We start from the raw sequence: 24,924 nt of genomic DNA, 5'->3' as shown, positions 1-24,924 counted from the left end.
AAAGGACGGGGCACCATGAGTCCACGTCTGACCCTGGCGGTCGAGCCCCGCTACTTCCGCGGCCAGAGCCTGCCGTCCAAGGTGCTGGGCACGACCCTGCGCCACACCGTCCGGCCCGTCCTCGGCGCCTGGTCCCGCCTCCCCTTCGACGTCTTCCCCCCGAACCTGATCGACCACGTCGCCCGCCTGCTGCCGGTGCCCGAGGGCACCAGCTGGCGCACGATCGACCTCGGCCCGTGCGGTGCCGAGATGGTGAGGGCACCGGGTGTGAGCGACCTGCACGGTGGCAACGACCGAGTGGTCCTGTACTTCCATGGAGGCGCCTTCCTGACCTGTGGCCTCAACACCCACCGCCGCCTCGTCGCCCGCATCTCCGGCGCGTCCGGGCAGCCGGTCCTCAACGTCGGCTACCGCCAGATGCCCTACGAGCCGATCACCGAGTCCGTCGCGGACGGGGTCGCCTCGTTCGCCTGGCTCGTCGAGCAGGGCTACGCGGCCGAGAACATCACCATCGCCGGCGACTCCGCCGGCGGTTACCTGGCCTTCAGCGTCGCCCGCGCCGTCATCGACGCCGGGCACGGACGCCCGGCCGGGGTCGTCGCCATCTCACCGCTGCTCGACGTCGACACCACCGCCAAGCGGGCCCACCGCAACGCGAACCGCTGCCAGGTCTTCCCGATCGAGGCACTCGAGCGCTTCACCGACCTCACCCTGCGGATGGACACCCGACGCGGCATCTCCGGACGTCGCGTCTGTCCGGTGAACATGCCGGTCGCCGACCTCCCGCCGGCCCTCATCCAGATCGGTTCGCGGGAGATCCTCATGGCCGACGCCGAGGTGATGGCCAACCGCCTCGTCTCCGCCGGCGTGCCGTGCGAGCTCCAGGTCTGGGAACGCCAGGTGCACGTCTTCCAGGCGGCGGCATCGTGGGTCCCGGAGGCACGCGCCGCCATCGAGGAGATCGGCGTGTTCATGGACGCGCTCGCCGCCGCACCTGCTGCCTCGCGGTCGACGGTCGGCACCGGGTCCGACACCGCCTCCACGTCCCGCCGACGCTCCTCGGCTCCCGCCGTCGCCACGACCGACGGAGCCGTCAGCAGCGTCTGACCTCGCCGGACGGCGCACCTGCCACCTCTCGCGTACGGTCGAGGCAGGAGGTAGGACATGGACGAGCAGAACCCGGTGGTCGAGGACTTCGGACGCCAGGACGAGTCCGATCTCAGCATCGGCGAGCCGAAGGACGCTGCCGCGGGGATCACGGGCGTGCGGGTCGCAATGCAGCGGTCCCTGTCCCACATGGGACCCAAGCGCACGGCCCAGACGCTGCTCAAGCTCAACCAGGCCGACGGCTTCGACTGCATGAGCTGCGCGTGGCCCGACCCGGACCCGGAGAACCGCCACACCGCGGAGTTCTGCGAGAACGGTGCCAAGGCGGTCGCCGAGGAGGCCACCAAGGCCCGGGCGACACCGGCATTCTTCGCCGATCACTCGATCGCCGAGCTCGACGCGCACGACGAGCTGTGGCTCGGGCAGCAGGGACGCATCACCCATCCCATGGTCAAGCGTCCCGGTGCCTCGCACTACGAACCGATCGACTGGGACGACGCCTTCGCGATGATCGGCGACCAGCTGCGCTCCCTCGACTCGCCCGACGAGGCCATCTTCTACACCTCCGGTCGCGCCTCCAACGAGGCCGCCTTCACCTACCAGACCTTCATCCGCGCCTTCGGCACGAACAACCTGCCGGACTGCTCGAACATGTGCCACGAGTCCACGAGCGTGGCCCTGGCGGAGTCGATCGGGATCGGCAAGGGCAGCGTCAGCCTGCGCGACATGTACGACGCCGACCTCATCATCATCGCCGGACAGAACCCCGGCACCAACCACCCCCGCATGCTGTCGGCGCTGGAGACCGCCAAGCGTCGCGGCGCCACCATCATCGACGTCAACCCGCTGCGCGAGGCCGGCCTCGTCAACTTCCGCAACCCGCAGAAGCCGCGCGGCGTCATCGGCGGGGGCACCGACCTCACCGACCTGCACCTGCCCGTCCGCATCAACGGCGACCTCGCCCTGTTCCAGGCCATCGGCTCGCTCCTGGTGGAGTGGGACGCGATCGACCACGCGTTCGTCACCGAGCACACGAACGGGTTCGAGGCGTGGGCCGAGCACGTGAGCGCCGTCGACTGGTCCGTCGTCGAGCACGCCACCGGCCTCGAGCGCGAGCTCATCGTGCGTGCCGCGGAGCTCATCCGCGACTCCTCGGCGACCATCTGGTGCTGGGCCATGGGCATCACCCAGCATCGCAACGGCGTCGCGACCATCAAGGAGATCGCCAACCTCGCTCTCGTGCGCGGCGACATCGGCAAGCGTGGCGCCGGCCTGTGTCCCGTGCGAGGGCACTCCAACGTCCAGGGCGACCGGACGATGGGCATCTGGGAGCGCTCCCCGGACTGGTTCCTCGACAACATGGAGCGCGAGTTCGGGTTCGAGGTCCCCCGCGAGCACGGCCTCGACACCGTCGACTCCATCCGTGCGATGCGCGACGGCAAGGCCTCCTTCTTCATGGGCCTGGGCGGCAACTTCCTGCACGCGGCGCCCGACACCTCCGTGACGGCCGACGCGATGCGTCGCACGGCGATGACGGTGCAGATCTCCACGAAGCTGAACCGATCCCACCTCGTCACCGGCGAGACCGCGCTCATCCTGCCCACCCTGGGACGGACCGAGAAGGATCGGCAGGCCTCCGGTGAGCAGTTCATCTCCGTCGAGGACTCCATGTCGGCCGTGCACGCCTCCCGCGGACCGTTGGAGCCCGCGAGCACGCACCTGCGCTCGGAGGTCGCGATCGTCACCGGCATCGCCGAGGCGACCCTGCAGGGACGTCACGGCATCGACTGGGCCGGCATGCGTGAGGACTACGACCGCATCCGCGAGCACATCTCGCGCGTCGTCCCCGGGTGTGAGGACTACACCGCCAAGGTCGATCGACCCGGTGGGTTCGTGCTGCCGCACCCGCCGCGCGACTCGCGCACGTTCACCACCGACAGCGGCAAGGCCGAGATCGCGGTCTCGCCGCTGGAGGTGATCGAGGTGCCCGAGGGCCACCTGCTCCTGCAGTCCTTGCGCAGCCACGACCAGTTCAACACGACGATCTACGGTCTCAGCGACCGGTACCGCGGCATCGAGGACGGTCGGCGCGTGGTCATGGTGCACCGGCGTGACATCAAGCGCCTCGGTCTTCGGCCCGATCAGATCGTGGACCTGGTCGGGTACTGGCCGGACGACGACGTCGAGCGGATCGCTCCCCGCTTCCGGGTCGTCGACTACGACACTCCCCTGGGCACGGCTGCCGCCTACTACCCGGAGACCAACCCGCTGGTCCCGCTCGACTCGACCGCCGAGCACAGCAACACGCCGACGTCGAAGGCCGTCATCGTGCGGCTCGTCCCCTCCGACGCGGTGCCGGACACCGCCGAGGGTGCCGATGGCAGCCAGGACCGCACCGGATCCGACGACTCCCACAAGGCGCACCCGGAGCCGAGCCAGCTCTCCTGAGAACGGGTCGTGCGGTTCGAGCACGCACGACGCTGCGCCGGATCACCACAGCGCGCCGGATCAGAACAGTGCGGAAGCCGTCCGCACGGTCTGGACGACGCCGTACAGCAACGGGACGCTGACGACCAGCCACGCGACCACGAGCAGCACCGAGGAGCCCGCCGTCACGTCCGCAGAGTCCCCGTCGGTCGCGGGTTGCTCGACGGCCGGGGAGTCATGAGCGGTCGGCTCACCCTTGACGTTCCCGTGCGGCTCGTGGAACCGCTCGGAGACGGGCCGGACCAGCAGGTTCGCCACGAAGCCGACGACGAGTACGCCGACCATCGTCAGCAACGCCGGCCGGTAGTCCGCCGCGGTCAGTGCGCCGGGTTCGCCACGAGCGTCGAGGAACCCGTTGATGATCAGCGGGCCGGCCACACCGGCGGCCGACCAGGCCATCAGCAGGCGACCGTGGATCGCGCCGACCTGGTAGGTGCCGAAGAGGTCCCGCAGGTACGCGGGGATGGTGGCGAAGCCGCCGCCGTAGAAGCTCAGGATGGCACCGGCCAGCACCACGAAGAGCACGACGGAGCCGGAGCCGCCGAGCGCGAGCGTGGCGTAGAGCAGCGCACCGAGGCCGAGGTAGAGGACGTAGATGTTCTTGCGGCCGATGCGGTCCGAGGCGGAGCTCCAGACGAAGCGGCCCGCCATGTTGCACAGCGACAGCAGACCGACGAAGCCCGCCGCCGCCGACCCCGCCACGGCGGTGGTCTCGCCCTCGCGGAAGAAGTCGGTGATCATCGGGCCGGCCTGCTCGAGGATGCCGATGCCGGCGGTCACGTTGCAGAACAGCACGATCCACAACAGCCAGAACTGAGGGGTGCGCACGGCGTTGTTGGCCGAGACGCTCTCCGTCGTGACCATCGCCTTCTGCTTCACGGTGCTGGGGTCGAACCCCGCGGGACGCCAGTCGTCGGCCGGGACCCGCACGAGCCAGGCCCCGAAGAGCATGACGACGAGGTAGACGACACCGAAGGTGAGGAAGAGCTGGCCGACCGCGTCGCCCGAGGCGGCCTCGTTCCCGTCGCGCGGGTCGAAGACCTGCAGGAGCCGCGTCGACAGCGGACTGGCCACCATCGCGCCGCCACCGAAGCCCATGATGGCCATCCCCGTCGCGAGGCCGGGCCGGTCCGGGAACCACTTGATGAGCGTGGAGACGGGCGAGATGTACCCGATCCCGAGTCCGATGCCGCCGATGACGCCGTATCCGAGGTAGACCAGCCAGAGCTGGTCGGTGAAGATGCCGGCCGCCCCGACGAAGAAGCCCGTCGACCAGCACACCGCCGAGGCCACCATGGCGCGACGAGGACCACCGGTGTCCACCCACGTGCCGAAGGTCGCCGCCGACAGGCCGAGCACGACGATCGCGATGGAGAAGATCAGACCGACGGCCGTGAGGCTGGAGTCGAAGTGCTCCACCAGCGAGGTCTTGTAGACGCTCGTGGCGTAGACCTGGCCGATGCACAGGTGCACCGCGAGCGCGGCCGGAGGGATGAGCCAGCGGTTGAAGCCCGGCGTGGCGATCGTCCGTTCACGATCCAGCAGTGACAACACCGACATGCGGTCCTCCGTGGTCGATCCCACCCCCGTGACCGAGGCTCGGACCAGCGTAGGTCCGCTCGGGCAGGGGTGCTCGCCGAGCGGACCGCGGCCTCCGAACCGGCAGAGGGCCTCGAGCACGGCGGTAGGGTCGCCTCGTGACCACGAGCTCGAGCCGCATCTTCTTGTCCCGCATCGTCGGGCAGGAGGTCTTCGACCCCGCGGGCGACCAGGTGGGCAAGCTGCGCGACGTCGTGGTGGCCATGCGTCGCGGTCGGCAGCGCCCACGGGTCGTCGGGCTGGTCGTCGAGGTCCTCGGTCGGCGTCGGGTCTTCCTGCCCATCGGTCGGGTCACCTCGCTCGACGCCGGTCAGATCATCACCACCGGCGTGCTCAACGTGCGCCGCTTCGAGAAGCGCGCGAGCGAGACGCTCGCGCTGCACGAGCTGTTCGACCGGACGGTGACCCTCGCCGACGCCCGCGCGGCCACGGTGTACGACCTCTCCATGGAGCAGGACGCGCGACGTGACTGGTACCTGGACTCGGTGGCCGTGCAGGAGGTCTCCAAGCGGTTCGGCCGGCGCGGACCGCGCCACGTCCTGCACTGGGACGAGGTCACCGGCCTCACCGAGCCTGAGGCGGGCCAGGGTGCCACGCACCTCATCGCCACGATGGACGACATGCGTCCGGCCGACCTCGCGAACGCCATCGTCGACCTGCCGCCCAAGCGGCGCAGCGAGGTCGTCGGCGAGCTGACCGACGACCGCCTGGCCGACGTCCTCGAGGAGCTCCCCGACGCCGTGCAGGTCGAGGTGCTCGGCGTCCTCGACCCCGACCGCGCCGCGGACGTCCTCGAGGAGATGGATCCCGACGACGCGGCCGACCTGCTCGGGGAGCTCCCGACCAGCACGTCGGACGAGCTCCTCGCTCTCATGGAGCCCGACGACGCCGAGGACGTGCGCCGGCTCCTGGTCTACGAGGACCGCACCGCCGGCGGCATGATGACCACCGAGCCCGTCATCCTGCCTGCCGACGCGACGGTCGCCGAGGCCCTCGCCCGCATCCGCGAGCAGGAGCTGCCCCCGGCGCTCGCCGCGACGGTCTACGTCTGTCGCCCGCCCCTGGAGACCCCCACGGGCCGCTTCATGGGCATCGTGCACTTCCAGGCACTGCTGCGCGAACCGCCGTCGACGCAGGTCGGTCACCTGGTGCTCAACGACATCGAGTGGCCGCGCGCGGAGGCGTCCCTCGAGGCGGTCTCGGGGCTGCTCGCCTCCTACGACATGGTGGCGCTGCCGGTGGTCGACGAGAACGCCCACCTCCTCGGCGTCGTCACGATCGACGACGTGCTCGACCACCTGCTGCCCGAGGGTTGGCGAGAGCGCGACACCCCGACGGAGGCGATGAGCCGTGGCTGACTCCCCCACCGAGCGTCGCGACCGGCTCGACCAGCCCCGCGACCCCCGCCGTGCCCTGCGGCCGGTGCGCCGGGTCGGGTACGACTCCGACCGCTTCGGGCGCTTCGCCGAGACCTTCGCGCGCTACATGGGAACGGCGCGGTTCCTCGCCTGGATGACGGGCTTCATCATCGTGTGGGTCGTGTGGAACGTGCCGTACGGGCCGGACCGTCCCCGCTGGGACGAGTACCCGTTCATCTTCTTGACCTTGATGCTGTCGTTGCAGGCCTCCTACGCGGCGCCCCTGATCCTTCTCGCGCAGAACCGCCAGGAGGCCCGCGACCGGGTGCAGCAGGAGCAGGACCGCAGGGCGGACGCGCAGTCGCACGCCGACATGGAGTTCCTCGCCCGTGAGGTCGCCAGCCTGCGGCTGGGGCTCGGCGAGGTCGCGACCCGCGACTTCATCCGCTCAGAGCTCCGCGACCTGACCCAGGACCTGCGGCAGGCGACGGCCGACGAGCAGGACTGACAGCTCCCGGACCCGAGGCGGCGGCGCCGGGGCCCGGCAGGGAACTCGTCAGGACAAGTCGGGGTCGCCGTCGGACTCCTCGGCGCGCCGGCGCACGAGCCCCATCCCGGGCACGCGGGAGACCATCGCGTTGAGGTCACGCGTGATCTCGAGCAGCTCGTGGATGTCCGGCGACATGGTGCCGAGGCTCTCGAGGATCGGCATGACGTCGTTCTTGACCGCGTCGACCGCGACGGGCAGCTGGTCGACGAGGGTGACGAGGGCCTGCACCTCGTCGGGTGAGGTCGTCGACGCGATGGTCTCGAGGGTCGGCTGCAGCTGCTCGAGCACGGGCGCCAGGCCGGTGAGCATCTGCTGCGCCTGCTCCAGCGTCGGTTCGGCGCTGGCGACCGTGCCGGCGGTCCGCACGATGAGTGCGTTCGCCGAGGTCGCCACCTCGTCGGTCCGACGGACGACGTCGTCGGCGTCGCTGCGGGTCTGCTCGATCCGGGCGATCAGCCCGTCGGCACGCTCCAGCAGCTGCTCGGCGGCCTCCAGGAGCGCGAGGCCGCGCGGCACGAGTCCGGCGAGGGCGTCCACGGTCTCGCGACCGCGGGCGAGCACGACGCTCGGGTGGATCGGCAGGGACGGCACCGGCTCACGGTAGTCCCGCCGCGTCGGATCGGCACCTCGGTCCGGCAGCCGCCACCAGCGGTGAGGTCACACTGGCTCACCGGCCCAGCAGCTCCCCCGTACCATGGAACCCATGGCTTCCGTCAGTGAGGACACCGTCCGCGAGGCGCTCTCGAGCGTCAACGACCCCGAGATCAAGCGACCCATCACCGAGCTCGGGATGGTCGACACGATCACCGTCGCCGAGGGGACGATCGCCGTGCGTCTGCTGCTCACCGTGGCTGGCTGCCCGCTGAAGGACACCCTCGATCGCGACATCAAGGCCGCGGTCGCCGAGGTCGCCCCCCAGCACGCGGTGACCGTCGAGATGGGCGTGATGAGCGACGACCAGCGCAAGAGCATGCAGGAGATGCTGCGTGGCGGCCGCGCGGAGAAGGAGATCCCCTTCGCCCAGCCCGGCTCGCTGACGAAGGTCTACGCGATCGCCTCCGGCAAGGGCGGCGTCGGCAAGTCGTCGGTCACCGTCAACCTGGCCGTCGCGATGGCACGACGCGGCTTGAAGGTCGGCATCGTCGACGCCGACATCTACGGCCACTCCATCCCCGACATGATGGGCGTCGGCGACCGTCGACCCACACAGGTCGAGGACATGATCATGCCGGTGCCCGCCCCCGTGGAGGACGCATCCGTCCCCGAGCACGAGCGCCGCTACCCCGACGTCAAGGTGATGAGCATCGGCATGCTCAAGCCCAAGAAGGACCAGGTCGTCGCGTGGCGCGGTCCCATGCTCGACCGTGCCCTCGTGCAGATGCTCAGCGACGTCTTCTGGGGCGACCTCGACGCCCTCCTGCTCGACCTCCCGCCCGGCACCGGTGACATGGCGATCAGCCTCGGGCAGCACCTGGCCAACGCCGAGGTGGTGGTCGTGACCACCCCGCAGCAGGCTGCCGCGCAGGTGGCCGAGCGCGCCGGCACGATGGCCTCGATGATGCACCAGCGCGTCGTCGGCGTCATCGAGAACATGTCGTGGCTGCAGACCCCCGCCGGCGAGCGCATGGAGGTCTTCGGCTCCGGCGGCGGTGCTGCGGTGGCCGAGACCTTGAGCAAGCGCCTGGGTCACGACGTCCGCCTGCTGGCGCAGGTGCCCCTGGAGGAGGGGCTGCGCGAGAGCGGCGATTCCGGCCGGCCGATCGTGGCTGCGAACCCTGACGCAGAGTCCGCCAAGGCGCTGCAGCAGGTCGCCGACGAGCTCTCGGGTCGTTCGCGCGGGCTCGCGGGCATGCAGCTGGGGCTGTCCCCTGCCGGACGTCTCTGAGGCCCGTTCGTGTTCGGCATGGGGTGGGCCGAGATCCTCGTGATCGGCGTCGTCGGCATGCTGGTGTTCGGGCCCGACAAGCTCCCCGGCATGGCCAAGCAGGCCGGTCAGTTCGTGCGGACCGTGAAGCAGATGGCCGAGAACGCCAAGAACGACCTGGGACGCGAGATGGGTCAGGACTTCTCCGACGTCGACCTGCGCAGCCTCGACCCGCGCGAGATCGTCCGGCGCAACCTCCTCGACTCCCCCGGCCCGGCACAGGCCCCCGCGGCGCCGGCGCCGACGGACCGGCTGCTGCGCCCCGGTGAGCGCCCGCCGTTCGACGTCGAGGCCACCTGAGCGAGACCACTCCGCGCGGCGGTCCCACGGAGCGTGCTCGCTCCGTGGGACCGCCGTGCCCGTGGCCCGCGCTCAGGGGGTCCGTGGCGGACGCGAGACGTTGCAGATCGCGTCCCGCAGGTTCAGCGTCAGCGGGATGCCGAGGATCTCGACCCGAGCCCGGAGTGCCGTGGCCGGCACGCACCGCACGATGCCGGTGCCGCTGCGACCCCGCAAGCCCGTCGGGACCCCCAGGACCGACGTCGTCTCCAGCACCGTCACCGCGTCGACGGCGGAGAACCCGTCGCCCGGGGTGAAGGTCAGCTCAGCGTTGCCGAGGTCGGAGACGATCCGCCCGCCACGCAGGGGGTACTCGCATCCGGCGAACCCGCACTCCTCGTCGAAGGAGGTCGTGTTGAGGTAGAGCGGCCCACCGTCGTCGCTGATGCTTCCGGTGAGGTCCATCCGGCGCAGCCGCAGGTTCTCCGCGGACAGCTCGCCGCTCGCGTCGCTCAGGTTCAGGGTCGTGTACTCGCTGCCCTCGAGGCTCATCGAGCCCAGGGACGGGTTGGCGATCCCCGCACCCGGCAGGCACGCCTCGTCGTCGGCGATGCAGATGTCGAGGGCGTCCGGCAGCGGACCGCCGATGGACCCGGTCAGCCCGGCCAGGCCGAAGCTCAGCCGCTCGGTCGACTCCGATGCGCGGTACGTCAGCGACGTCTCCCCGCCGACACCGTCGACGAGGGCGAGCCGCGTCTGCGGCACCAGCCGGTCGAGGGTGGCGGTGATGTCGTCGGCCGGGGTGTCCCCGGTCAGCACTACGGAGAACACCTGGCGGGCGACGGTGTCGAGGAACAGCTCGGGCGCGTCGCCGAGCTCGGCCTCGATCGCCCGCAGGCCGCTGATCCTCGCGGCGACGGCACTGCTGTCGCCGTCGAGGTCGAGGACGAGGCCGTCGCCTCCACCGGGGATCGTCAGCGGGGTGCCGGAGTGTGCGTCGAGCTCCAGCAGCCCGATGGGCTCGTCGTCGGTGCCGAAGGTGACGCCGTCGTCGCCGACAGCCACCTCGAGGCGCCGCGGCAGGTCCCGCAGCCGGACGTCGACCTGGCTCGCTCCCTGGAAGATCCCCTCCGGATCGGAGGTCGAGGCCGTCAGGTCGACGGACTCGATGGCGTCGGAGCCCTCGATGGTCACCCCGCCGGAGGACTCGATCGCCAGGGCGACCGTGCGCGGCGCGTCCTCGACGCGGCCCTCGACCGCGAGGTCCTCGAGGTCGGCGCGGACGGCCAGCGGGCCCGCCTTCTTCGTCAGGTCGATGCCGAGGTCGTCTCCGAGGCCGAGATCCATGCGCTCGAACTCGGGCAGCCGCACGGACAGGGAGCTGCGCTCGCCGGCCTGCAACAGACGCAGGAACGCCTCGTCCTCCAGGTCGAGGATGCGGCCCGCCGTGGCGAAGCCCGCCTCGAAGACGCCGATCGGTGCACTCGCCTCGAGGGTGCCGGCGCCGTCGGCCCCGAGACCGAAGCGAACGCTCGTCGGTACGTCCGTGAGCGCGAGCCGGACCTCGGTGTCGATGCGCCCGGACTCGAGCTGTCGTCCGTCGACGACCACGCGATCCATTCCCGTGACGCTCTCGATGGTGGCACCGACGCCCGCGCCCTCCGCACTGTCACCGCTCACGGCGATCGAGGCACGACCGTCCACGCTGTCGAGGGCGACGTCGGCGGTCGTGACCCGCTCGGCGCCGGAGTCGTCGACGAACGAGACGTCCACGCCGGTCGGCACCGAGGTCTGCAGGTCGGCGGCCACGTCGCTGCTGCCGTCCAGGCGAAGGCCCAGGCGGGCGGCCGGAGGCGCGGTGTCGAAGCCGATGGCGAACCGCTGCTCGCGTGGAGCCGGGGTCGCCGACTCGCCGCTCGCACCCTCCGGCACGATCGCCCCGGAGACGGTGAGGGCCGTGTCGCTGCGGGTGGCGAGCTCGACGCCGACCTCGTCCTCACCGAGGACCAGGTCGGCGAGGAAACCGGCGGGTGCCGATCCGTCGCGGGCGTCGTAGCCGAAGCGGAACTCGTCCCCGGACCCGGGGAGCTGCACGAGTGCCTGCAGGCTGAGCGGCAGGTCGTCGGGGGCTCCAGGGAGCCGTGCGACCTCCAGGCGCGGGACGATGGAGCGAGGGTCGGCACCGGTGTCGAGGTCCAGGCGCAGCGCCCCGTCGACGCCCGCGGTCTGCAAGGACAGGAAGTCGCTGGCGAGCGTGAGGTTGGCCAGCACGTCCGGGTGACCGTCGCCGGTCACGTCGAGGGGCTGCGGCACACCGATGGTCGCGCGGAACTCCCGCGCCCGTGGCAGGCCCTCCTGGTCGAGCACCGCGCGCCAGCGGAACCGCGTGACGTCCACCAGTGCGTCGAGGTCGGGGCCGAGGCTGGCGTTCTGCAGCAGGTCCTCGACGTGCCCGTCGGCGTCGTCGGCCAGGACGACCAGCGTGTCGGCGACGGTGGCAAGGGTGAGGTCGAGGATGGCCGTCACGTCGGCGAGGTCCCACACGGACCCCGTGCGCGGCGGCAGGCCGAGCAGCTCCACGAGGCGGTCGAGCGGGTCGAGGAGGAGGGAGTGCACCGGTTGCTGAGCGGCGGCTTGGTCGAGCAGGCCGGTCACGGGTGCGAGCAGCGAGCCGAGCAGCCCGTTGAGGCCTCGGACGACACCGCCGAGGAGGTCGTGCTCGTTCGCGGCCGGCTCCGCGGCCGCGTCGCCGACGTAGAAGACGATCTCGTCCTCGCTGGGACCGTGGACCTCGGTGCCGGCGAACGTCGCCGTGACGGGAGCCGTGCGGCTCGCGCCACGAACGATCACGTCGCGACGCGCGACGCCGTCCTGCGCGGTGGTGGCGGTCGCGGCGCTGTCCTCGAAGCGCAGGCTCACGTCCTGCCCGGCGACGGGGTCGCCCGCGCGGTCGCTGCCCGGGGTGGAGTCCACCAGACGGGCGGAGAGCTCGGCCTGTGCCCCTGGCTGGGCCCGCGTGTCGCCCACGTAGACGGTCGTGGTCGTGCGGTGCAGCAGCCGGGTGCTCGTCGTCGAGGAGAGACCGCGCAGGAGGGCGTCACTCACCACCTCAGCACGGATCTCCAGCATCCCGACCGGCAGGTCCGGGAGGTCGACGACCACGGAGCCGTTGCCGGCCGCGTCGGTCCGCACGGTCCGCTCGCCCACGTCGGGGACGGTCACGACGACGTCACGGTCCGCGGCGGCGACACCGCTGACGCCCGAGGCGTCGACCCGCGTGCTGACCTGCACGGTCAGCTCCTCGCCGGTGACGACGGTGGCCGGTGACGTCACGGTCACGGCGGCTCGGTTGTCGAGGGTCACGACGCGTTCGTCGATCAGGGTCTCCGCACGCGTCGTGCACCCCGTCCCCAACGTCCCCGAACGCACACTGTCGCGCGCGAAGGTGCGGATCCGGTAGTCACCGTTGGGACGACCGAGGCTGGACCAGGTCGTCGACCACCCTCCGGAGGAGTCGCGCGTCGCCTCGTGGACGCGGGTGCCGGTGGAGGACAGCACCTCGATGCGGGACCGGCTGTTGTCCCGCAACCGGCACGTGTTCGTCGAGCCGCGGTTCTCGGAGATCGTGACCGAGCCCGAGACGGTCGCCCCGGGCGCCGGGGCGGTGATCGCGGCAGAGGCGGGACTGGCCACCAGCACACCGGCGACGAGCAGGACCAGACCGAGCGCCCCGGGCAGCACCCAGCTCCACCTCCTGCCCGACGAGTGGTCCGGACGGGGCTGCGGGGATGACGGCACGGGGTCTCCTGACGGGGATGCTCGCAGTGGCACCCGTCACAACGCGGCCACCGTCGCCCTGTTACGGGCCATGTTCATGGCCCGGATGGGCCATGGTCCTGGTCATGGCGGATGGTGTACCGGCCGGTCGGACCGTTTCTCAGGGCGTCGCCCACGAGGTCATCCGCTCCAGACCGTCGCTCATCCGTCCGGCCGTGCCCCGGGGTTCACGAGGCTCCGGCAGCCTCGCGAGGGCCGCCGCGAGCCGTGAGACGTCGACGTCAGTGACGGCGACGAAGACCTTGCCGCGGGCGTCCCACGTCGCGACGGTCGGCTCGCCGGCGCGGATCCACACCGTCCGGTCCCCGACCGTCCCCCGCTCGAAGCCCACCAGGTCGGCCTCGTCCAACGTCCCGACCTTCTCGTAGAGACGCAGACGCTCGCGACCGTCGGTGTAGGTCAACGACACGACCCCGGCGGCACGATCGAGCCAACGGCCGTCGACCAGCCGGAGATCGGCACCCAGGCTCTCGAGGCACGACCACCCCTGGTCCCTCAGCTCGGTCAGGGACGCCATCGTCATGGTCCCCTCGGTCGTGCCGTACCCGTAGTGGAAGTCGTCGACGTAGGACGCGAAGGCCGGGTCGACGGGGTCCGCCAGCCGGTCCTCGGCGGATCCGGCGACGAAGGCGAGCACCGCGACGAGCAGCGAAGCCCCCATCAGCGCCGCTCCTGCACCGATCATCGGTGAACGACGCAGGCGCTCGAGACGAGTCTCCTCGCCGACGGTCACGGGCAGCGAGCTCAGGCTCGCCAGGAGCGTCGCCGGCGGTGCGGGCACGCCGCCCACGCTCACCCGGGACTTGACCAACCGCTGTTGTGCACACGCGGCCGAGCAGCGCGGACAGACCGCGACGTGGGCGTCGGCGGCCGCCGTGGCCACGGGCGAGAGCTGCCCGTCCACGTACGCCGCGACGTCCCGGTCGAGGTGTGCCATCAGGTCGTCGACGGTCCGAGGACGCGGGTGCGACCCAGCGAGGGCGTCCGGTGGGAGAGGGCGGCGCGCAGCTGGGTGCGGCCTCGGTGGATGCGTGAGCGCACGGTGCCGATCTTGACGCCCAGGACGTCGGAGATCTCCTCGTAGGAGAGTCCCTCGACGTCGCACAGCACGACGGCGACCCGGAACTCCTCGCTCAGCGAGGCCAGGGCGGACTCGATGTCGGAGTCGAACTCCGTGTCGTGCAGCATCGCCGCCGGGCCCGCCTCACCGCTCGCGAGGCGATCCTCGGCTCCCTCGGCGAACCCGTCCATCCGGATCCGCGCGCCGCGACGCACCCGGTCGAGGAAGAGGTTGGTGGTGATGCGGTGGATCCACCCGTTGAAGTTGCCCGCCTCGTAGGAGTCCAGTGAGCGGAAGACGCGGATGAACACGTCCTGCGTGAGGTCCTCGGCGTCGTGCCGGTTGCCCGTCAGACGGTAGGCGAGGCGGTAGACGCGGCCGGAGTGCTCGGCCACGATGTCCTCCCACGCCTGCGTCTGCATCGCCACGTCCTGGTTCGTCATGTCCGTATCGTGCTGCTCCTGCCTGAGAGAACGCCCAGAGCAGCCTGGGGGTTCCCCGCGAGACGTCGCCGCCCGCGTCGCCCGGCGGACCGGCACGGCGTGTCGCGTCGGTGCGGCCGCGCGGCACGGCCGCTCACTATGCTGGGGACACCACGCGAGAAGGGAACTCCCATCACCACCGCAGCCAGCCTCCAGTTCGCGGAGCGCTACCTCACCGAGGACGAGCACCTCCAGGATGCGCGTCGTCGCGCCGAGCAGGTGGGGATCAGTCCGGTCGGTCCCGGCACCGGAGCCGTCCTGCGGCTCCTCGCCTCCCTGCTCGAGGCCCGCGCGGTCGTCGAGATCGGCACCGGGACCGGCGTCTCGGGACTATGGCTGCAGCGAGGCATGGTCGACGACGGCGTCCTCACCTCCGTCGACCTCGAGGCCGAGCACCAGAGACACGCACGCGAGGTCTTCTCCGCCGCGGGGATCGCCGCCCGCCGCTTCCGGTTGATCGCCGGGGCCGCGCTGGACGTGCTGCCGAGACTCACCGACCGGGGCTACGACCTCGTGCTGATCGACGCCGACAAGGTGGAGTACACCGAGTACCTCGAGCAGGCGCTGCGTCTCGTCCGTCCCGGCGGGGCGATCGTGGTCGACAACAGCCTGTGGCACGACCGGGTGGCCGACCCGGCCGCCACCGATCCCGAGACCCAGGCGATCCGCGACCTGCTCGAGCAGGTCGGTGCGGACGAGCGGTTGGTGCCGGCTCTGCTGCCGGTGGGCGACGGCCTGCTGGTGGCCACTCGCCGCGACTGAGCGGTCCTGGCGCTCGCCCCTGCCGCGGGGCGGCGCTCACCCGTGGAAGCGTGGCGCGGACCGGAAGCCCGACGGGCCTCGGACGACGGCCAGCACCTCGTGGGCCTCCACGAGGACCGGTGGCGACCCGATCATCAGCGAACCGGGCGCCTCGGCGGCGGTTTGCTCGAACGCTTCCTGGAACCGGGCCCGCGCCTCGTCGCTGACGAAGACGTAGCTGCCCTCGAACCACTCCCCGGGTCGCGCGTGCCACGCCTTGTAGCGCAACCCCTCCAGACCCGCGAACCGCGAGAACGAGACGTCCTCGACGTACGTCGCCAGTGCCTCGAGTGCTCCGTCCGGGGCATCGGCGAGGGACCACCGGATGGTGAGCCCGTGCATCGAGTGGCTCAGACGGCCTTCAGGGCGTCGCCGAGCGTGGCGGCCTCGTCGTTGTTGAGCTCCACGACCAGCCGGCCGCCGCCCTCGAGCGGTACCCGCATGACGATGCACCGACCCTCCTTGGTGACCTCCATCGGTCCGTCACCGGTGCGAGGCTTCATCGCCGCCATGGGGTTCCCCTTCCGTCCTTCGCGTCCCGCTCGGGACACGCGCAGATCATTATCTCCCATCCCGTGACGCGTTTCACGGGTACCCCCGGGGACCGGTCACGCCAGGCGCCTCGACGCGTCACTCTCCTGCGCGGCGAGCAGCTCCGCGCGGGTCTGCAGCTCGGCTGCCTGACTCGCGGTGAGCGCGTCATGGGTGTGGCGCAGCTCGCGCCGCGTGCGCTCGAGGACCCGCTTGGTCTCGGACAGCTCGGCGGCGAGGTCGCGCTCGCGACGCACCGCCTCGGCGCAGGCGCGCTCGGCCTCGGCCAGGGCCGCAGCGGACGTGGCGAGGTCCCCCAGCAGCCGCTCGATCTCGACCCGGCCCGCCTTGACCCGCGAGGCCATGTGGTCGGCGAAGGCGATGTGCTCACGGGCCTTGGCCGTGGCGGCACGCGTCTGCTCGCGTGCGAGGCGGGCTCGTTCGCGCGCAGCGGCGCGTCGCAGCGCGACCGTCTCCTCGACGAGCAGGCCGGCACCGGAGGCGACGAGCACGACGGCGAGCGCGATCCCGAGCAGCCCGACGAGCGAGCCGATCCACACCGCCGCGACGGCGATCGGAAGGGCGAGGACGAGCAGGCCGAGGGCGAGGCGACGGCGTCCCGAAGGAGGCGCCGTGCGACGGGCGGAGGAGGAGCTGCGACGGGGGGAAGCCATGCGCTGATTCTAGGTCGCGCGGCGGTGACATCGACGGAGCCACACCACGAACGACAGGGAAAGATCGCGGGTCGGACCGAGGTTCAGGACGAGGCGACGGCGTCGAAGTAGCCGACCGCCTCGTCGACGTCGTCGGTCAGCAGCAGCAGGTCGAGGTCGCCCTGACCGATCTTGCCGTCCGGCAGCATGGTCGTCCGCAGCCAGTCGACCAGACCCCGCCAGTAGTCCGTCCCGAACAGCACGATCGGGAAGGTCGTGACCTTCCCGGTCTGGGACAGCGTGAGCGCCTCGAACAGCTCGTCGAGGGTCCCGAACCCGCCGGGCATCACGACGAATCCCTGGGAGTACTTGACGAACATCGTCTTGCGCACGAAGAAGTAGCGGAAGTTGATGCCGAGGTCGACCCACTCGTTCAGGCCCTGCTCGTGCGGCAGCTCGATGCCGAGTCCCACCGAGACGCCCCCGCACTCGCTCGCCCCGCGGTTCGCCGCCTCCATCGCACCCGGGCCTCCCCCCGTGATCACCGCGTAGCCGCGGTCGCACAGACGAGCGGCGATCTCGCGCGCCGTCTCGTAGAGCGGGTCGTCGGGCGAGGTTCGCGCGGAGCCGAAGACGGAGACCGCTGGTCCGAGCTCGGAGAGCGCGCCGAAGCCCTCGACGAACTCCGACTGGATCCGCAGGACCCGCCACGGGTCGGTGTGCACCCAGTCGGTCGGCCCCCGGGAGTCCAGCAGCCGCTGGTCGGTGGTGCTGGACGGGATGCGGCCGCGTCGCAGGCGCACCGGTCCCTTGTCGTACGACGTCATGGGCTCAGCCATCTCCTCAAAGCGTCCTCGACCGCCACCAGCTGGGCGACCGGGACGTGCTCGTCCTGCTTGTGGGCGTACACGGGGTCACCCGGTCCGTAGTTGACGGCGGGGATCCCGAGCTGGGTGAACTGGGCGACGTCGGTCCACCCGAACTTCGGCCGGGGCGGGGCGCCGATCGCCTCCACGAAGGCGGCGGCTGCGGGGCGGTCGAGCCCGGGCATGGCGCCCGGCGCCTCGTCGGTGACCTCGATCTCGAACCCGTCGAACAGTCCGCGGAGGTGGTCGAGCGCCTGCGCGACCGAGCGATCGGGAGCGAAGCGGTAGTTGATGCTGACCCGTGCCTCGTCGGGGACGACGTTGCCGGCCACGCCCCCGCTGATCCCGACGGCGTTCAGGCCCTCGCGGTACTCCAGGGAGTCGATGACGACACGGCGCGGCACGTAGTCGGCGAGGACCTGCAGGATCGGCGCCGCATCGTGGATCGCGTTGTGCCCGCGCCACGACCGCGCCGAGTGCGCGCGCTCGCCCCGCGTCACGACGTCGACGCGGACGGTGCCCTGGCAGCCCGCCTCGACCCCCGCGTCGGACGGCTCCATCAGGATCGCGAAGTCCGCGGCGAGGAGCTCGGGGCGCTCCCGCGCGAGCCGGCCGAGACCGTTGTGGACGGCCGCGACCTCCTCCGCCTCGTAGAAGACGTAGGTGACGTCGCGCACGGGCTCGGGCACGGTCGCGGCGAGCGCCAGGGCGACGGCGACCCCGCCCTTCATGTCGCAGGTCCCGAGGCCCCACAGCGTGTCACCCTCCAGCCGCGACGGGAAGTTGTCGTTCGCCGGCACGGTGTCGAGGTGGCCGGCGATGACGACGCGCTCGGGTCGACCGAGAGTGGTCCTCGCGACGATCGTGTGCCCGACGCGGGTGACCTCGAGGTGCGGCCGCTCGCGCAGCGCCGCCTCCACCGCGTCGGCGATCTCCGCTTCCTGGAAGCTCTCCGAGGCGATGTCGACGAGGTCGGCGGTGAGCCGGACGACGTCGCGCGTGGGGTCCAGGACGGCCATGGGCCCACTCTAGGGTGGCTCGCTCGCCTTGCGGCGCCGACCGGCGTCGGTACCGTCCTCGCATGGAGATCTCCGGGGCACGGGTGCTCGTCGTCGGTGCCACCGGCGCCCTCGGCGGGGCCATCGCCCGGACCGTGCACGACGCCGGGGCGCGCGTCGCGGTCACCGGCCGCGACGCCGACCGGTTGACTGCCGTCGGCGCCGAGCTGGACGCGCCGACCTTCGAGCTCGACGTCGTCGACCTCGAGCGGACGGCCCAGCGCGTGGCCGAGGCGGTCGAGGTCCTGGGCGGTCTCGACCTGCTCGTGGTGGCCACGGGAGTCCCGGCCTTCGGACCGGCGGTCGAGGCCGACCCGGCCGTCACCGAGGAGGTCTTCGCCGTCAACGCGCTCGGTGCGGCCGGCGTCGTGCGGGCCGCGTTGCCACACCTCGACGGCGGTGTCGCGGTGGTCCTGTCGGCCATCCTGGCCGACCTGCCCACGGCCGGCATGGCCGACTACTCCGCGGCCAAGGCCGCGCTCACCGCGTGGTTGACGGCGGTCCGACGGGAGAGCCGACGCCGGACCAGGATCGTCGACGTCCGACCACCGCACCTGGACACCGACCTGGCCGCCCACGCGCTGGCGGGCGAGCCTCCTCGCCTGCCCGAGCCGCTCGCGGCGTCCGAGGTGGTCGCTGCCGTGCTCGATGCCGTCCGGGACGACTCCGCGACGGAGGTCGCGTGGGACCGCAGGGAAGGACTGGTCGTCCGATGAGCGACGCGCGAACCACCATCGACGTGCTCCTCGACGGCTTCGGCCGGATCCGCGAGCTCGTGGAGGAGATCGCCGACGAGCTGGACGACAGGACGGCGACCCTCCAGGTCGACCGTGGCGCGAACACCCCGGCATGGCTGTTGTGGCACCTGACCCGCGTGCAGGACGACCACGTCGCCGCTCTCGCCGGCGTCGACCAGGCGTGGGACGCGTGGGCCGACCGGTTCGGTCTGCCGTTCGACCACCGCGACATCGGGTACGGCCACGGCGTCGAGCAGGTGCGCCAGGTACGCGCGTCCGGACGGCTGCTCGACGACTACCACCGTGACGTCGACGCCCTCACGCGGACCTACGTCGAGTCGCTCGACTCCACCGAGCTGTCGCGCGTGGTCGACGAGGACTGGGACCCGCCGGTGACGGTGGGCATGCGGCTGGTCAGCGTCCTCGGGGACGCCTGGCAGCACGCCGGCCAGGCCGCCTTCGTCCTCGGCGTGGCCCGCCGGACCGGCTGACCGGCACCGCGGAGCCAGCAGGGTCAGGGATCGAGCGACTCGTCGTGGGCTAGTCGTTGGAACAGGACGTGGTCCTGCCAGCGACCCTGGATCCGCAGGTAGCGCGGCGCGGTGCCGTACGGGCTGAACCCGCACCGGCGCAGCACCGCCCGGGACGCGGCGTTGTGGACCAGCGTGCCGGCCTGCAGCCGGTGCAGACCCATGACGTCGAAGGCGTGCGCGGCGAGCTCCTCGACCGCCCGGGTCATCAGCCCGCGTCCGGTCGCGTGCTCGGCCAGCCAGTAGCCGACGTGGCCGTTCTGGAACGGACCCCGCACGATGCCGTCGAGCGTGATCTCGCCGACAACCTCACCGTCGTCGAGGACCACGAACACGGCCGCGCACCCCTCGACCATCTGCACCAGCCTGCGCTCGATGAGCTCGAGCTGACCCTCGGCCGAGAGCCAGTGCTCGTCGCGCAGGGGGCTCCAGGGGGCGAGGTGGGCGCGGTTCTCCTTCTGCAGGCGGGAGAGGATCTCGGCGTCGCCGGGATCGACGACGCGCAGCACGCTCACGGCTCCTCGAAGACGCAGAACTCGTTGTCCTCGGGGTCGGCCATGACGGTCCAGGAGATCTCGTCGTCCGGAGCCCGAAGGACGCGCGCACCGACGGCCTCGAGGTCGGCCACCGTCGCGCCGGGGACCAGGGTGACGTCCCAGTGGACCCGGTTCTTGACGGTCTTGGGCTCGGGGACCGGCACGAAGGAGAAGGCGTCGAAGGGCATCCCCGGGGCGTCGTCGATCCAGCTGAAGCCCCTCGCGTCGTGCTCGAGCCGCCCACCCCACAGCGCCTGCCACCAGGCGCTCGTCCCGGCGTGGTCGGCGCAGTCGACGACCACCTCGTAGAGGCGGTACGTCGGCACCTCCTCGCGGACGAAGACGCAGAGCTCGTCGCCCTCGGGACCTGCCACGACCTGCCACGGGAACTGACCCGGTGCGCTGAGCGGCTCCGTGCCCTCCGGGACGGCGTCGGCCGCGTGGACGTCGAGGTGCACGCGATTCTTGACCGTCCTGGGCTCGGGGACCGCGCACGGCCACACCGTGTGGCGAGGCGTGGGCCCCTCCAGGTGGACCCCGGTCGGGTCGTCCTCGTCGGGGACGACGTCCAACCCGAGGACCGGCGCCCAGAAGTCGAGGCCTGCACCGAGGTCGTTCACGTCGATGCAGAGGTCCTTGTAGGCGACGAGGGGATGCGCGGCTCGGGGCATGACCTCACGCTACGCCCGGCCCCGGACGGACCGCGGGACGGACGTGAGATATGCCTCACGTCCGAAAGATGACGCCGACCCCGTCGACGCGGTTTCATGGGCGGATCGTTCGTCCCCGACCCCGGAAGATCATGCCCAGCATCGTTCGTCGCACCTTCGTCGCCGCTCCCGCCTCCCTCGTCTGGGAGCTCGCCCAGGACTTCGCCCGGTGGCACCCCCGCCTGAACATCTACAGCGGCGGGCCCGAGTCCTCCCCCGAGCTCGTCGTGACCGTCCTCGAGCAGGACGACGCCGAGCGTCGGCTGGCCTACACGATGCCCGAGCCGCCCTTCCCGATCACCGACCACCGGGCCACCGTGCGCGTGAGCGAGGACACCGACACCACGTGCTACGCCGAGTGGAGCGCGGAGTTCGAGACCGATCCGGGCATCATGCAGCTCCTCGAGGACCAGCTCGGCGACGACGTCTTCAAGCTCGCCCTCGACCGGCTCGCCTCGGCGGCCCAGGACGAGCACGCGGCTCGCGTGCTCAGTCGCTGACCCACTTCTCGAACCCGAGGACGATCAGGCGCATCTCGCGGCGCGCCTTGCGCTTGATGTCCTCCTCCAGGTCGGGCCGACCGTCGGGCGTGTGCACCACCTGCTCGGCGCGGTAGACCATGTTGCGCACGAAGATGCCGGCGGCGAGCTTGACGTCCTCGGCCGACCAGCGCTCCAGGTGCGGCAGGCGCGCCAGCACCACCGAGAGCTCGGAGATGAACAGCTCCAGCTCGCGCTGGATGGCTGCGCGCACGGCGTCGGAACCGCTCGCGCGCTCCCGGGCCACGAAGCCGAAGTGCGCCTTGTGCTGCTTGACCACCCGCACCAGGATCTCCGCCGAGGCATCGATGATGTCGGCGAAGGTGTCGGGGTCGCGCTGGGCGTCGCGGATCATCCGACGCAAGGTCTGGAACGACTGCTCGACGAGGGCGAGGCCGACGTCGTCCATCGAGGCGAAGTGGCGGTAGAACGCGGTGGGGACGATGCCCGCCTCGCGGGCCACCTGGCGCAGGCTCAACTGGGCGAACCCGTGCTCGCCGCTCAGCGCGAGCGCGGCGTCCAAGATGGCCTGCCGCGTCCGCTCCTTCTGCTCCTGTCGGGTCATGCCGACGACCTCCGTCACGCCAGCAGCCTAGCCGCCGGTCGTGACGATGAGGCGGTTCTCGGCCGCACGGGGCACTCTTTCGGTGAACACCCATTCACCACGTGAACGGGCTCACGGATGCCGGCCCTTGCGTCGCGGAGGGGAACGAGGCAGACTTTCGGTGTACAAACGTTCACCGAACTCCGAAGGGAGGCGCCATGGGTCTGGTCCGCACGGCACTCGGGTCGCGGCCGGTCCGCGCCCTGACCTCCCCGCGCACGGTCGACGACTACCTCGACCAGATCCACCCGATGCTCACGGTCGAGGCGGTCCGCGCCCGCGTCGTGGAGGTCCGCCGCGAGACCGGTGCCGCGAGCACCGTCGTGCTGCGTCCCAACGGCGCCTGGAAGGGCTTCGCCCCGGGCCAGCACGTCCAGTTCGGCATCGAGGTCGACGGCACCCGCAAGGTGCGCGTGTTCTCCGTCTCCAGCTCCGCCGCCACCGGTGACCGTCGCTTCACCGTCTCCGTCAAGGCACATCCCGACGGCTACGTCTCGCAGTTCCTGCACCGCGAGCTGCAGCCCGGCACCCTCGTGCACCTCTCCCAGGCCCAGGGCGAGTTCGTCCTGCCGGAGACCGTCCCCGACCACGTCCTGCTGCTCAGCGGCGGCTCCGGGATCACCCCGGTGATGTCGATGGCACGCACGCTGCGCGACCGCGGACACCACGGCCGGGTGACGTTCGTGCACTACGCCCGCTCCCGCGAGGACGAGATGTTCACCCCCGAGCTCGACCGGCTGGCCGCGGAGCTGCCCCAGGCGACCGTCGAGCGCGTCTACACGCGCGAGCCCCAGCCGGGCGCCCGCCTCGAGGGCCGGTTCCGCGCCGACCACCTGCGCACCCTCGGCGTCGACGCCGCCTCCACCCCGACCTGGGTCTGCGGCCCGGCCGGGCTCATCGCGACGGTCCGCGACGTCTACGCCGGCCTCGGCGCCGACGACCAGCTGCACTCGGAGTACTTCAAGGTCCCGACCGTGGACCCGGCGCTGCTGGAGCAGAACGCCGCCGCGGCCACCGGGACCCTGACCTTCGACGCCTCGGGCACGAGCGCCGACAACAGCGGCGCGACGATCCTCGAGCAGGCCGAGGCCGCCGGCCTGACGCCGGAGTACGGCTGCCGCATGGGTGTGTGCAACACCTGCGCCGTCAAGAAGCTCGGAGGCGCCGTGCGACACGTCGTCTCCGGCGAGATCAACGCCAGCACCGACGAGACCGTGAAGGTCTGCGTCACCGTCCCCGTCGGCGACGTCGCCGTCGCCCTGTGAGAGAGGGAGCCCCCATGTCCCGCAAGCGTCCCCCGATCGAGACCTTCGACGCCTCCGGCCACGACGCCGCGCCCGAGCCCCTGGTCGGTGCCGACCGCTCGAAGCGGTCGACCATCGGTCTGGAGTACATGTCCTACGAGGAGCTCGAGTCCTTCGGCGAGGAGCTCGACGCCCTGCGCCAGCGCACCCTCGACTCCCTGGGTCAGGCCGACGCCGACTACATCCGCCGGGTCATCAAGGTCCAGCGCGCGTGCGAGGTCGCCGGCCGCGTCGGCGTCCTCATGCCGTTCTTCTGGCCCGCCTTCGTCGCAGGCATCGTGCTGCTCGGCGTCTCCAAGATCCTCGAGAACATGGAGATCGGGCACAACGTCATGCACGGTCAGTACGACTGGATGAACGATCCGCTCGTCGACGGCAAGCGCTACGAGTGGGACAACGTCGCCCCCGCCCAGGACTGGAAGCACGGGCACAACTTCATCCACCACACCTACACCAACATCCACGGCAAGGACCGCGACATCGGCTACGGGCTGCTGCGCATCGACACCGACCAGCCCTGGTACCCCAGCCACCGGTTCAACCTGCCGGCCGCGTTCTTCCTGATGCTGTTCTTCGAGTGGGGCGTGATGTACCACGGCCTCGAGCTCGATGAGTACCTCGGCGGCAAGATGAGCAAGAAGGAGTTCCGCGACCGCAAGAGCCGCGCCGCTCGCAAGGCCCGCCGCCAGGTGCTCAAGGACTACGTCGCGTACCCGCTGCTCGGCCTCGCCCTCGTGCCGTTCGTCGGTTGGTGGGCACCCCTGGCGGTCCTCGGCGCGAACTTCGCCGCCAACCTCATCCGCAACATCTGGACCTTCCTCATCATCTTCTGCGGTCACTTCCCCGCCGAGGTGCAGTCGTTCGCCGAGGAGGACGCGGAGAACGAGACCCGCGGGCAGTGGTACCTGCGCCAGCTGCTCGGTTCGGCGAACATCAGCGGCCGGCCGTGGTTCCACGTCATGTCCGGCAACCTGAGCCACCAGATCGAGCACCACCTGTTCCCGGACATCCCGGCGCGCCGCTACCCCGAGATCGCCACGGAGATCCGCGAGATCTGCCGACGCCACGGCCTGCAGTACAACTCCGGTCGCCTGTCGCGCCAGCTCGCGAGCGTCGCCCGTCAGCTCGCGGCCTACTCGGCGAAGCCCGACGACCCGTACCTGCAGGGCAAGAGCCCGGAGTCGAAGGCACTGCGTCGGGCGCGCCGAGAGGCTGCACAGGCCGAGGCAGCGAGGCAGCCGGTCGACGCCTGAGCCCTGCCCGCCGGTCCGCGATCGCGCGGTCCTGGCCCCCGGCACCCGGACGGTGGGGTTGAATGGCATCGACCGACCGGGGCGGTGGCGGCCGTGCCCGCCACCGCTCGGCCCGATCG

At 71.3% G+C, this 24,924-nt stretch carries 25 protein-coding genes; 12 read left to right on the top strand and 13 right to left on the bottom strand.

Going from position 1 to position 24,924, the window contains the following annotated elements:
• The first annotated feature begins 15 nt into the window (after positions 1-15).
• A complete protein-coding gene (locus tag ABD213_RS08040) occupies positions 16-1,107 on the top strand; it encodes an alpha/beta hydrolase (RefSeq protein WP_344326710.1) in 1,092 nt (363 codons plus the stop codon).
• A gap of 57 nt (positions 1,108-1,164) precedes the next feature.
• Positions 1,165-3,555, top strand: coding sequence for an FdhF/YdeP family oxidoreductase (locus tag ABD213_RS08035; protein WP_344326707.1), 2,391 nt, complete (start codon positions 1,165-1,167; stop codon positions 3,553-3,555).
• 60 nt (positions 3,556-3,615) lie between these two features.
• Here the strand turns inward: ABD213_RS08035 and ABD213_RS08030 are convergent, their stop codons facing one another.
• The gene (locus ABD213_RS08030; protein ID WP_344326704.1) at positions 3,616-5,154 is read right to left on the bottom strand and encodes an OFA family MFS transporter; all 1,539 of its coding nucleotides are present in this window, start codon (positions 5,152-5,154) and stop codon (positions 3,616-3,618) included.
• 137 nt (positions 5,155-5,291) lie between these two features.
• Here ABD213_RS08030 and ABD213_RS08025 point away from each other — a divergent pair, with 137 nt between their 5' ends.
• Together ABD213_RS08025 and ABD213_RS08020 are read left to right on the top strand one after the other, a co-directional pair.
• Positions 5,292-6,551 (top strand): magnesium transporter MgtE N-terminal domain-containing protein, encoded by a 1,260-nt coding sequence (locus tag ABD213_RS08025; RefSeq protein ID WP_344326702.1) that lies wholly within the window; start codon positions 5,292-5,294, stop codon positions 6,549-6,551.
• Entirely contained in the window at positions 6,544-7,059 is a 516-nt protein-coding gene (locus ABD213_RS08020; protein ID WP_344326700.1) for a DUF1003 domain-containing protein, read from the top strand. Before ABD213_RS08025 ends, ABD213_RS08020 begins: the two co-directional genes overlap by 8 nt.
• Before the next feature lie 48 nt (positions 7,060-7,107).
• Here ABD213_RS08020 and ABD213_RS08015 read toward each other — a convergent pair whose 3' ends face one another.
• Positions 7,108-7,692 (bottom strand): hypothetical protein, encoded by a 585-nt coding sequence (locus tag ABD213_RS08015; protein WP_344326698.1) that lies wholly within the window; start codon positions 7,690-7,692, stop codon positions 7,108-7,110.
• A 112-nt stretch (positions 7,693-7,804) separates the two neighbouring features.
• On the opposite strand from ABD213_RS08015, the gene ABD213_RS08010 reads away from it, so the two are divergent.
• Positions 7,805-8,986, top strand: a complete 1,182-nt coding sequence (locus tag ABD213_RS08010; protein WP_344326695.1) for an Mrp/NBP35 family ATP-binding protein — start codon at positions 7,805-7,807, stop codon at positions 8,984-8,986.
• Positions 8,987-9,004: 18 nt separating this feature from the next.
• The gene (locus tag ABD213_RS08005) at positions 9,005-9,325 is read left to right on the top strand and encodes a sec-independent translocase (RefSeq protein ID WP_344326870.1); all 321 of its coding nucleotides are present in this window, start codon (positions 9,005-9,007) and stop codon (positions 9,323-9,325) included.
• 72 nt (positions 9,326-9,397) lie between these two features.
• On the opposite strand, the gene ABD213_RS08000 is transcribed toward ABD213_RS08005, so the two are convergent.
• The 3 genes from ABD213_RS08000 to sigE form a co-directional block, all read right to left on the bottom strand.
• Positions 9,398-13,102 carry a hypothetical protein gene (locus ABD213_RS08000; protein ID WP_344326692.1) on the bottom strand — a complete coding sequence of 1,235 codons (3,705 nt, stop codon included), beginning with the start codon at positions 13,100-13,102 and terminating at the stop codon, positions 9,398-9,400.
• A 139-nt stretch (positions 13,103-13,241) separates the two neighbouring features.
• Entirely contained in the window at positions 13,242-14,078 is an 837-nt protein-coding gene (locus ABD213_RS07995; protein ID WP_344326690.1) for a zf-HC2 domain-containing protein, read from the bottom strand.
• Positions 14,078-14,644: an RNA polymerase sigma factor SigE gene (gene sigE / locus ABD213_RS07990; RefSeq protein WP_344326688.1), complete on the bottom strand. Its 567-nt coding sequence runs from the start codon at positions 14,642-14,644 to the stop codon at positions 14,078-14,080. Before sigE ends, ABD213_RS07995 begins: the two co-directional genes overlap by 1 nt.
• Positions 14,645-14,782: 138 nt before the next feature.
• On the opposite strand from sigE, the gene ABD213_RS07985 reads away from it, so the two are divergent.
• Positions 14,783-15,445: an O-methyltransferase gene (locus ABD213_RS07985; protein WP_344326686.1), complete on the top strand. Its 663-nt coding sequence runs from the start codon at positions 14,783-14,785 to the stop codon at positions 15,443-15,445.
• A gap of 36 nt (positions 15,446-15,481) precedes the next feature.
• On the opposite strand, the gene ABD213_RS07980 is transcribed toward ABD213_RS07985, so the two are convergent.
• The 5 genes from ABD213_RS07980 to dapE form a co-directional block, all read right to left on the bottom strand.
• Positions 15,482-15,826, bottom strand: a complete 345-nt coding sequence (locus ABD213_RS07980) for a hypothetical protein (protein WP_344326683.1) — start codon at positions 15,824-15,826, stop codon at positions 15,482-15,484.
• An 8-nt stretch (positions 15,827-15,834) separates the two neighbouring features.
• Positions 15,835-15,996 (bottom strand): DUF3117 domain-containing protein, encoded by a 162-nt coding sequence (locus tag ABD213_RS07975; protein ID WP_078700305.1) that lies wholly within the window; start codon positions 15,994-15,996, stop codon positions 15,835-15,837.
• Positions 15,997-16,092: 96 nt separating this feature from the next.
• Positions 16,093-16,689 carry a hypothetical protein gene (locus ABD213_RS07970; RefSeq protein ID WP_344326681.1) on the bottom strand — a complete coding sequence of 199 codons (597 nt, stop codon included), beginning with the start codon at positions 16,687-16,689 and terminating at the stop codon, positions 16,093-16,095.
• 83 nt (positions 16,690-16,772) lie between these two features.
• Positions 16,773-17,507: an LOG family protein gene (locus tag ABD213_RS07965; protein ID WP_344326679.1), complete on the bottom strand. Its 735-nt coding sequence runs from the start codon at positions 17,505-17,507 to the stop codon at positions 16,773-16,775.
• On the bottom strand, positions 17,492-18,553 hold the full coding sequence (gene dapE / locus ABD213_RS07960) for a succinyl-diaminopimelate desuccinylase (RefSeq protein ID WP_344326677.1): 1,062 nt from the start codon (positions 18,551-18,553) through the stop codon (positions 17,492-17,494). The genes ABD213_RS07965 and dapE overlap by 16 nt, the downstream gene beginning before the upstream one ends.
• 62 nt (positions 18,554-18,615) lie before the next feature.
• Between dapE and ABD213_RS07955 the strand changes: the two genes are divergently transcribed.
• Both ABD213_RS07955 and ABD213_RS07950 read left to right on the top strand, forming a co-directional pair.
• Positions 18,616-19,308 (top strand): SDR family NAD(P)-dependent oxidoreductase, encoded by a 693-nt coding sequence (locus tag ABD213_RS07955; RefSeq protein ID WP_344326675.1) that lies wholly within the window; start codon positions 18,616-18,618, stop codon positions 19,306-19,308.
• Positions 19,305-19,820 carry a mycothiol transferase gene (locus tag ABD213_RS07950; protein WP_344326672.1) on the top strand — a complete coding sequence of 172 codons (516 nt, stop codon included), beginning with the start codon at positions 19,305-19,307 and terminating at the stop codon, positions 19,818-19,820. The genes ABD213_RS07955 and ABD213_RS07950 overlap by 4 nt, the downstream gene beginning before the upstream one ends.
• A 23-nt stretch (positions 19,821-19,843) precedes the next feature.
• Here ABD213_RS07950 and ABD213_RS07945 read toward each other — a convergent pair whose 3' ends face one another.
• Positions 19,844-20,374 (bottom strand): GNAT family N-acetyltransferase, encoded by a 531-nt coding sequence (locus tag ABD213_RS07945; RefSeq protein WP_344326670.1) that lies wholly within the window; start codon positions 20,372-20,374, stop codon positions 19,844-19,846.
• Entirely contained in the window at positions 20,371-21,066 is a 696-nt protein-coding gene (locus ABD213_RS07940; RefSeq protein WP_344326668.1) for a VOC family protein, read from the bottom strand. The genes ABD213_RS07945 and ABD213_RS07940 overlap by 4 nt, the downstream gene beginning before the upstream one ends.
• 131 nt (positions 21,067-21,197) lie before the next feature.
• Between ABD213_RS07940 and ABD213_RS07935 the strand changes: the two genes are divergently transcribed.
• Positions 21,198-21,605 (top strand): SRPBCC family protein, encoded by a 408-nt coding sequence (locus tag ABD213_RS07935; protein ID WP_344326666.1) that lies wholly within the window; start codon positions 21,198-21,200, stop codon positions 21,603-21,605.
• On the opposite strand, the gene ABD213_RS07930 is transcribed toward ABD213_RS07935, so the two are convergent.
• Positions 21,595-22,227 carry a TetR family transcriptional regulator gene (locus ABD213_RS07930; RefSeq protein ID WP_344326664.1) on the bottom strand — a complete coding sequence of 211 codons (633 nt, stop codon included), beginning with the start codon at positions 22,225-22,227 and terminating at the stop codon, positions 21,595-21,597. The two genes, ABD213_RS07935 and ABD213_RS07930, sit on opposite strands and share 11 nt — an antisense overlap.
• A gap of 179 nt (positions 22,228-22,406) precedes the next feature.
• Here ABD213_RS07930 and ABD213_RS07925 point away from each other — a divergent pair, with 179 nt between their 5' ends.
• A complete protein-coding gene (locus tag ABD213_RS07925) occupies positions 22,407-23,513 on the top strand; it encodes a ferredoxin reductase (protein WP_344326661.1) in 1,107 nt (368 codons plus the stop codon).
• Positions 23,514-23,527: 14 nt separating this feature from the next.
• Complete coding sequence (locus tag ABD213_RS07920; RefSeq protein WP_344326659.1) at positions 23,528-24,805, top strand: fatty acid desaturase family protein; 1,278 nt, start codon at positions 23,528-23,530, stop codon at positions 24,803-24,805.
• The last annotated feature ends 119 nt before the right edge of the window (positions 24,806-24,924 follow it).

Source organism: Aeromicrobium halocynthiae, assembly GCF_039531385.1.
GTDB classification, from domain to species: domain Bacteria; phylum Actinomycetota; class Actinomycetes; order Propionibacteriales; family Nocardioidaceae; genus Aeromicrobium; species Aeromicrobium halocynthiae.
The sequence above is the reverse complement of the archived record's forward strand: the minus strand, read 5'-3'. Positions and strand labels throughout refer to the sequence as shown.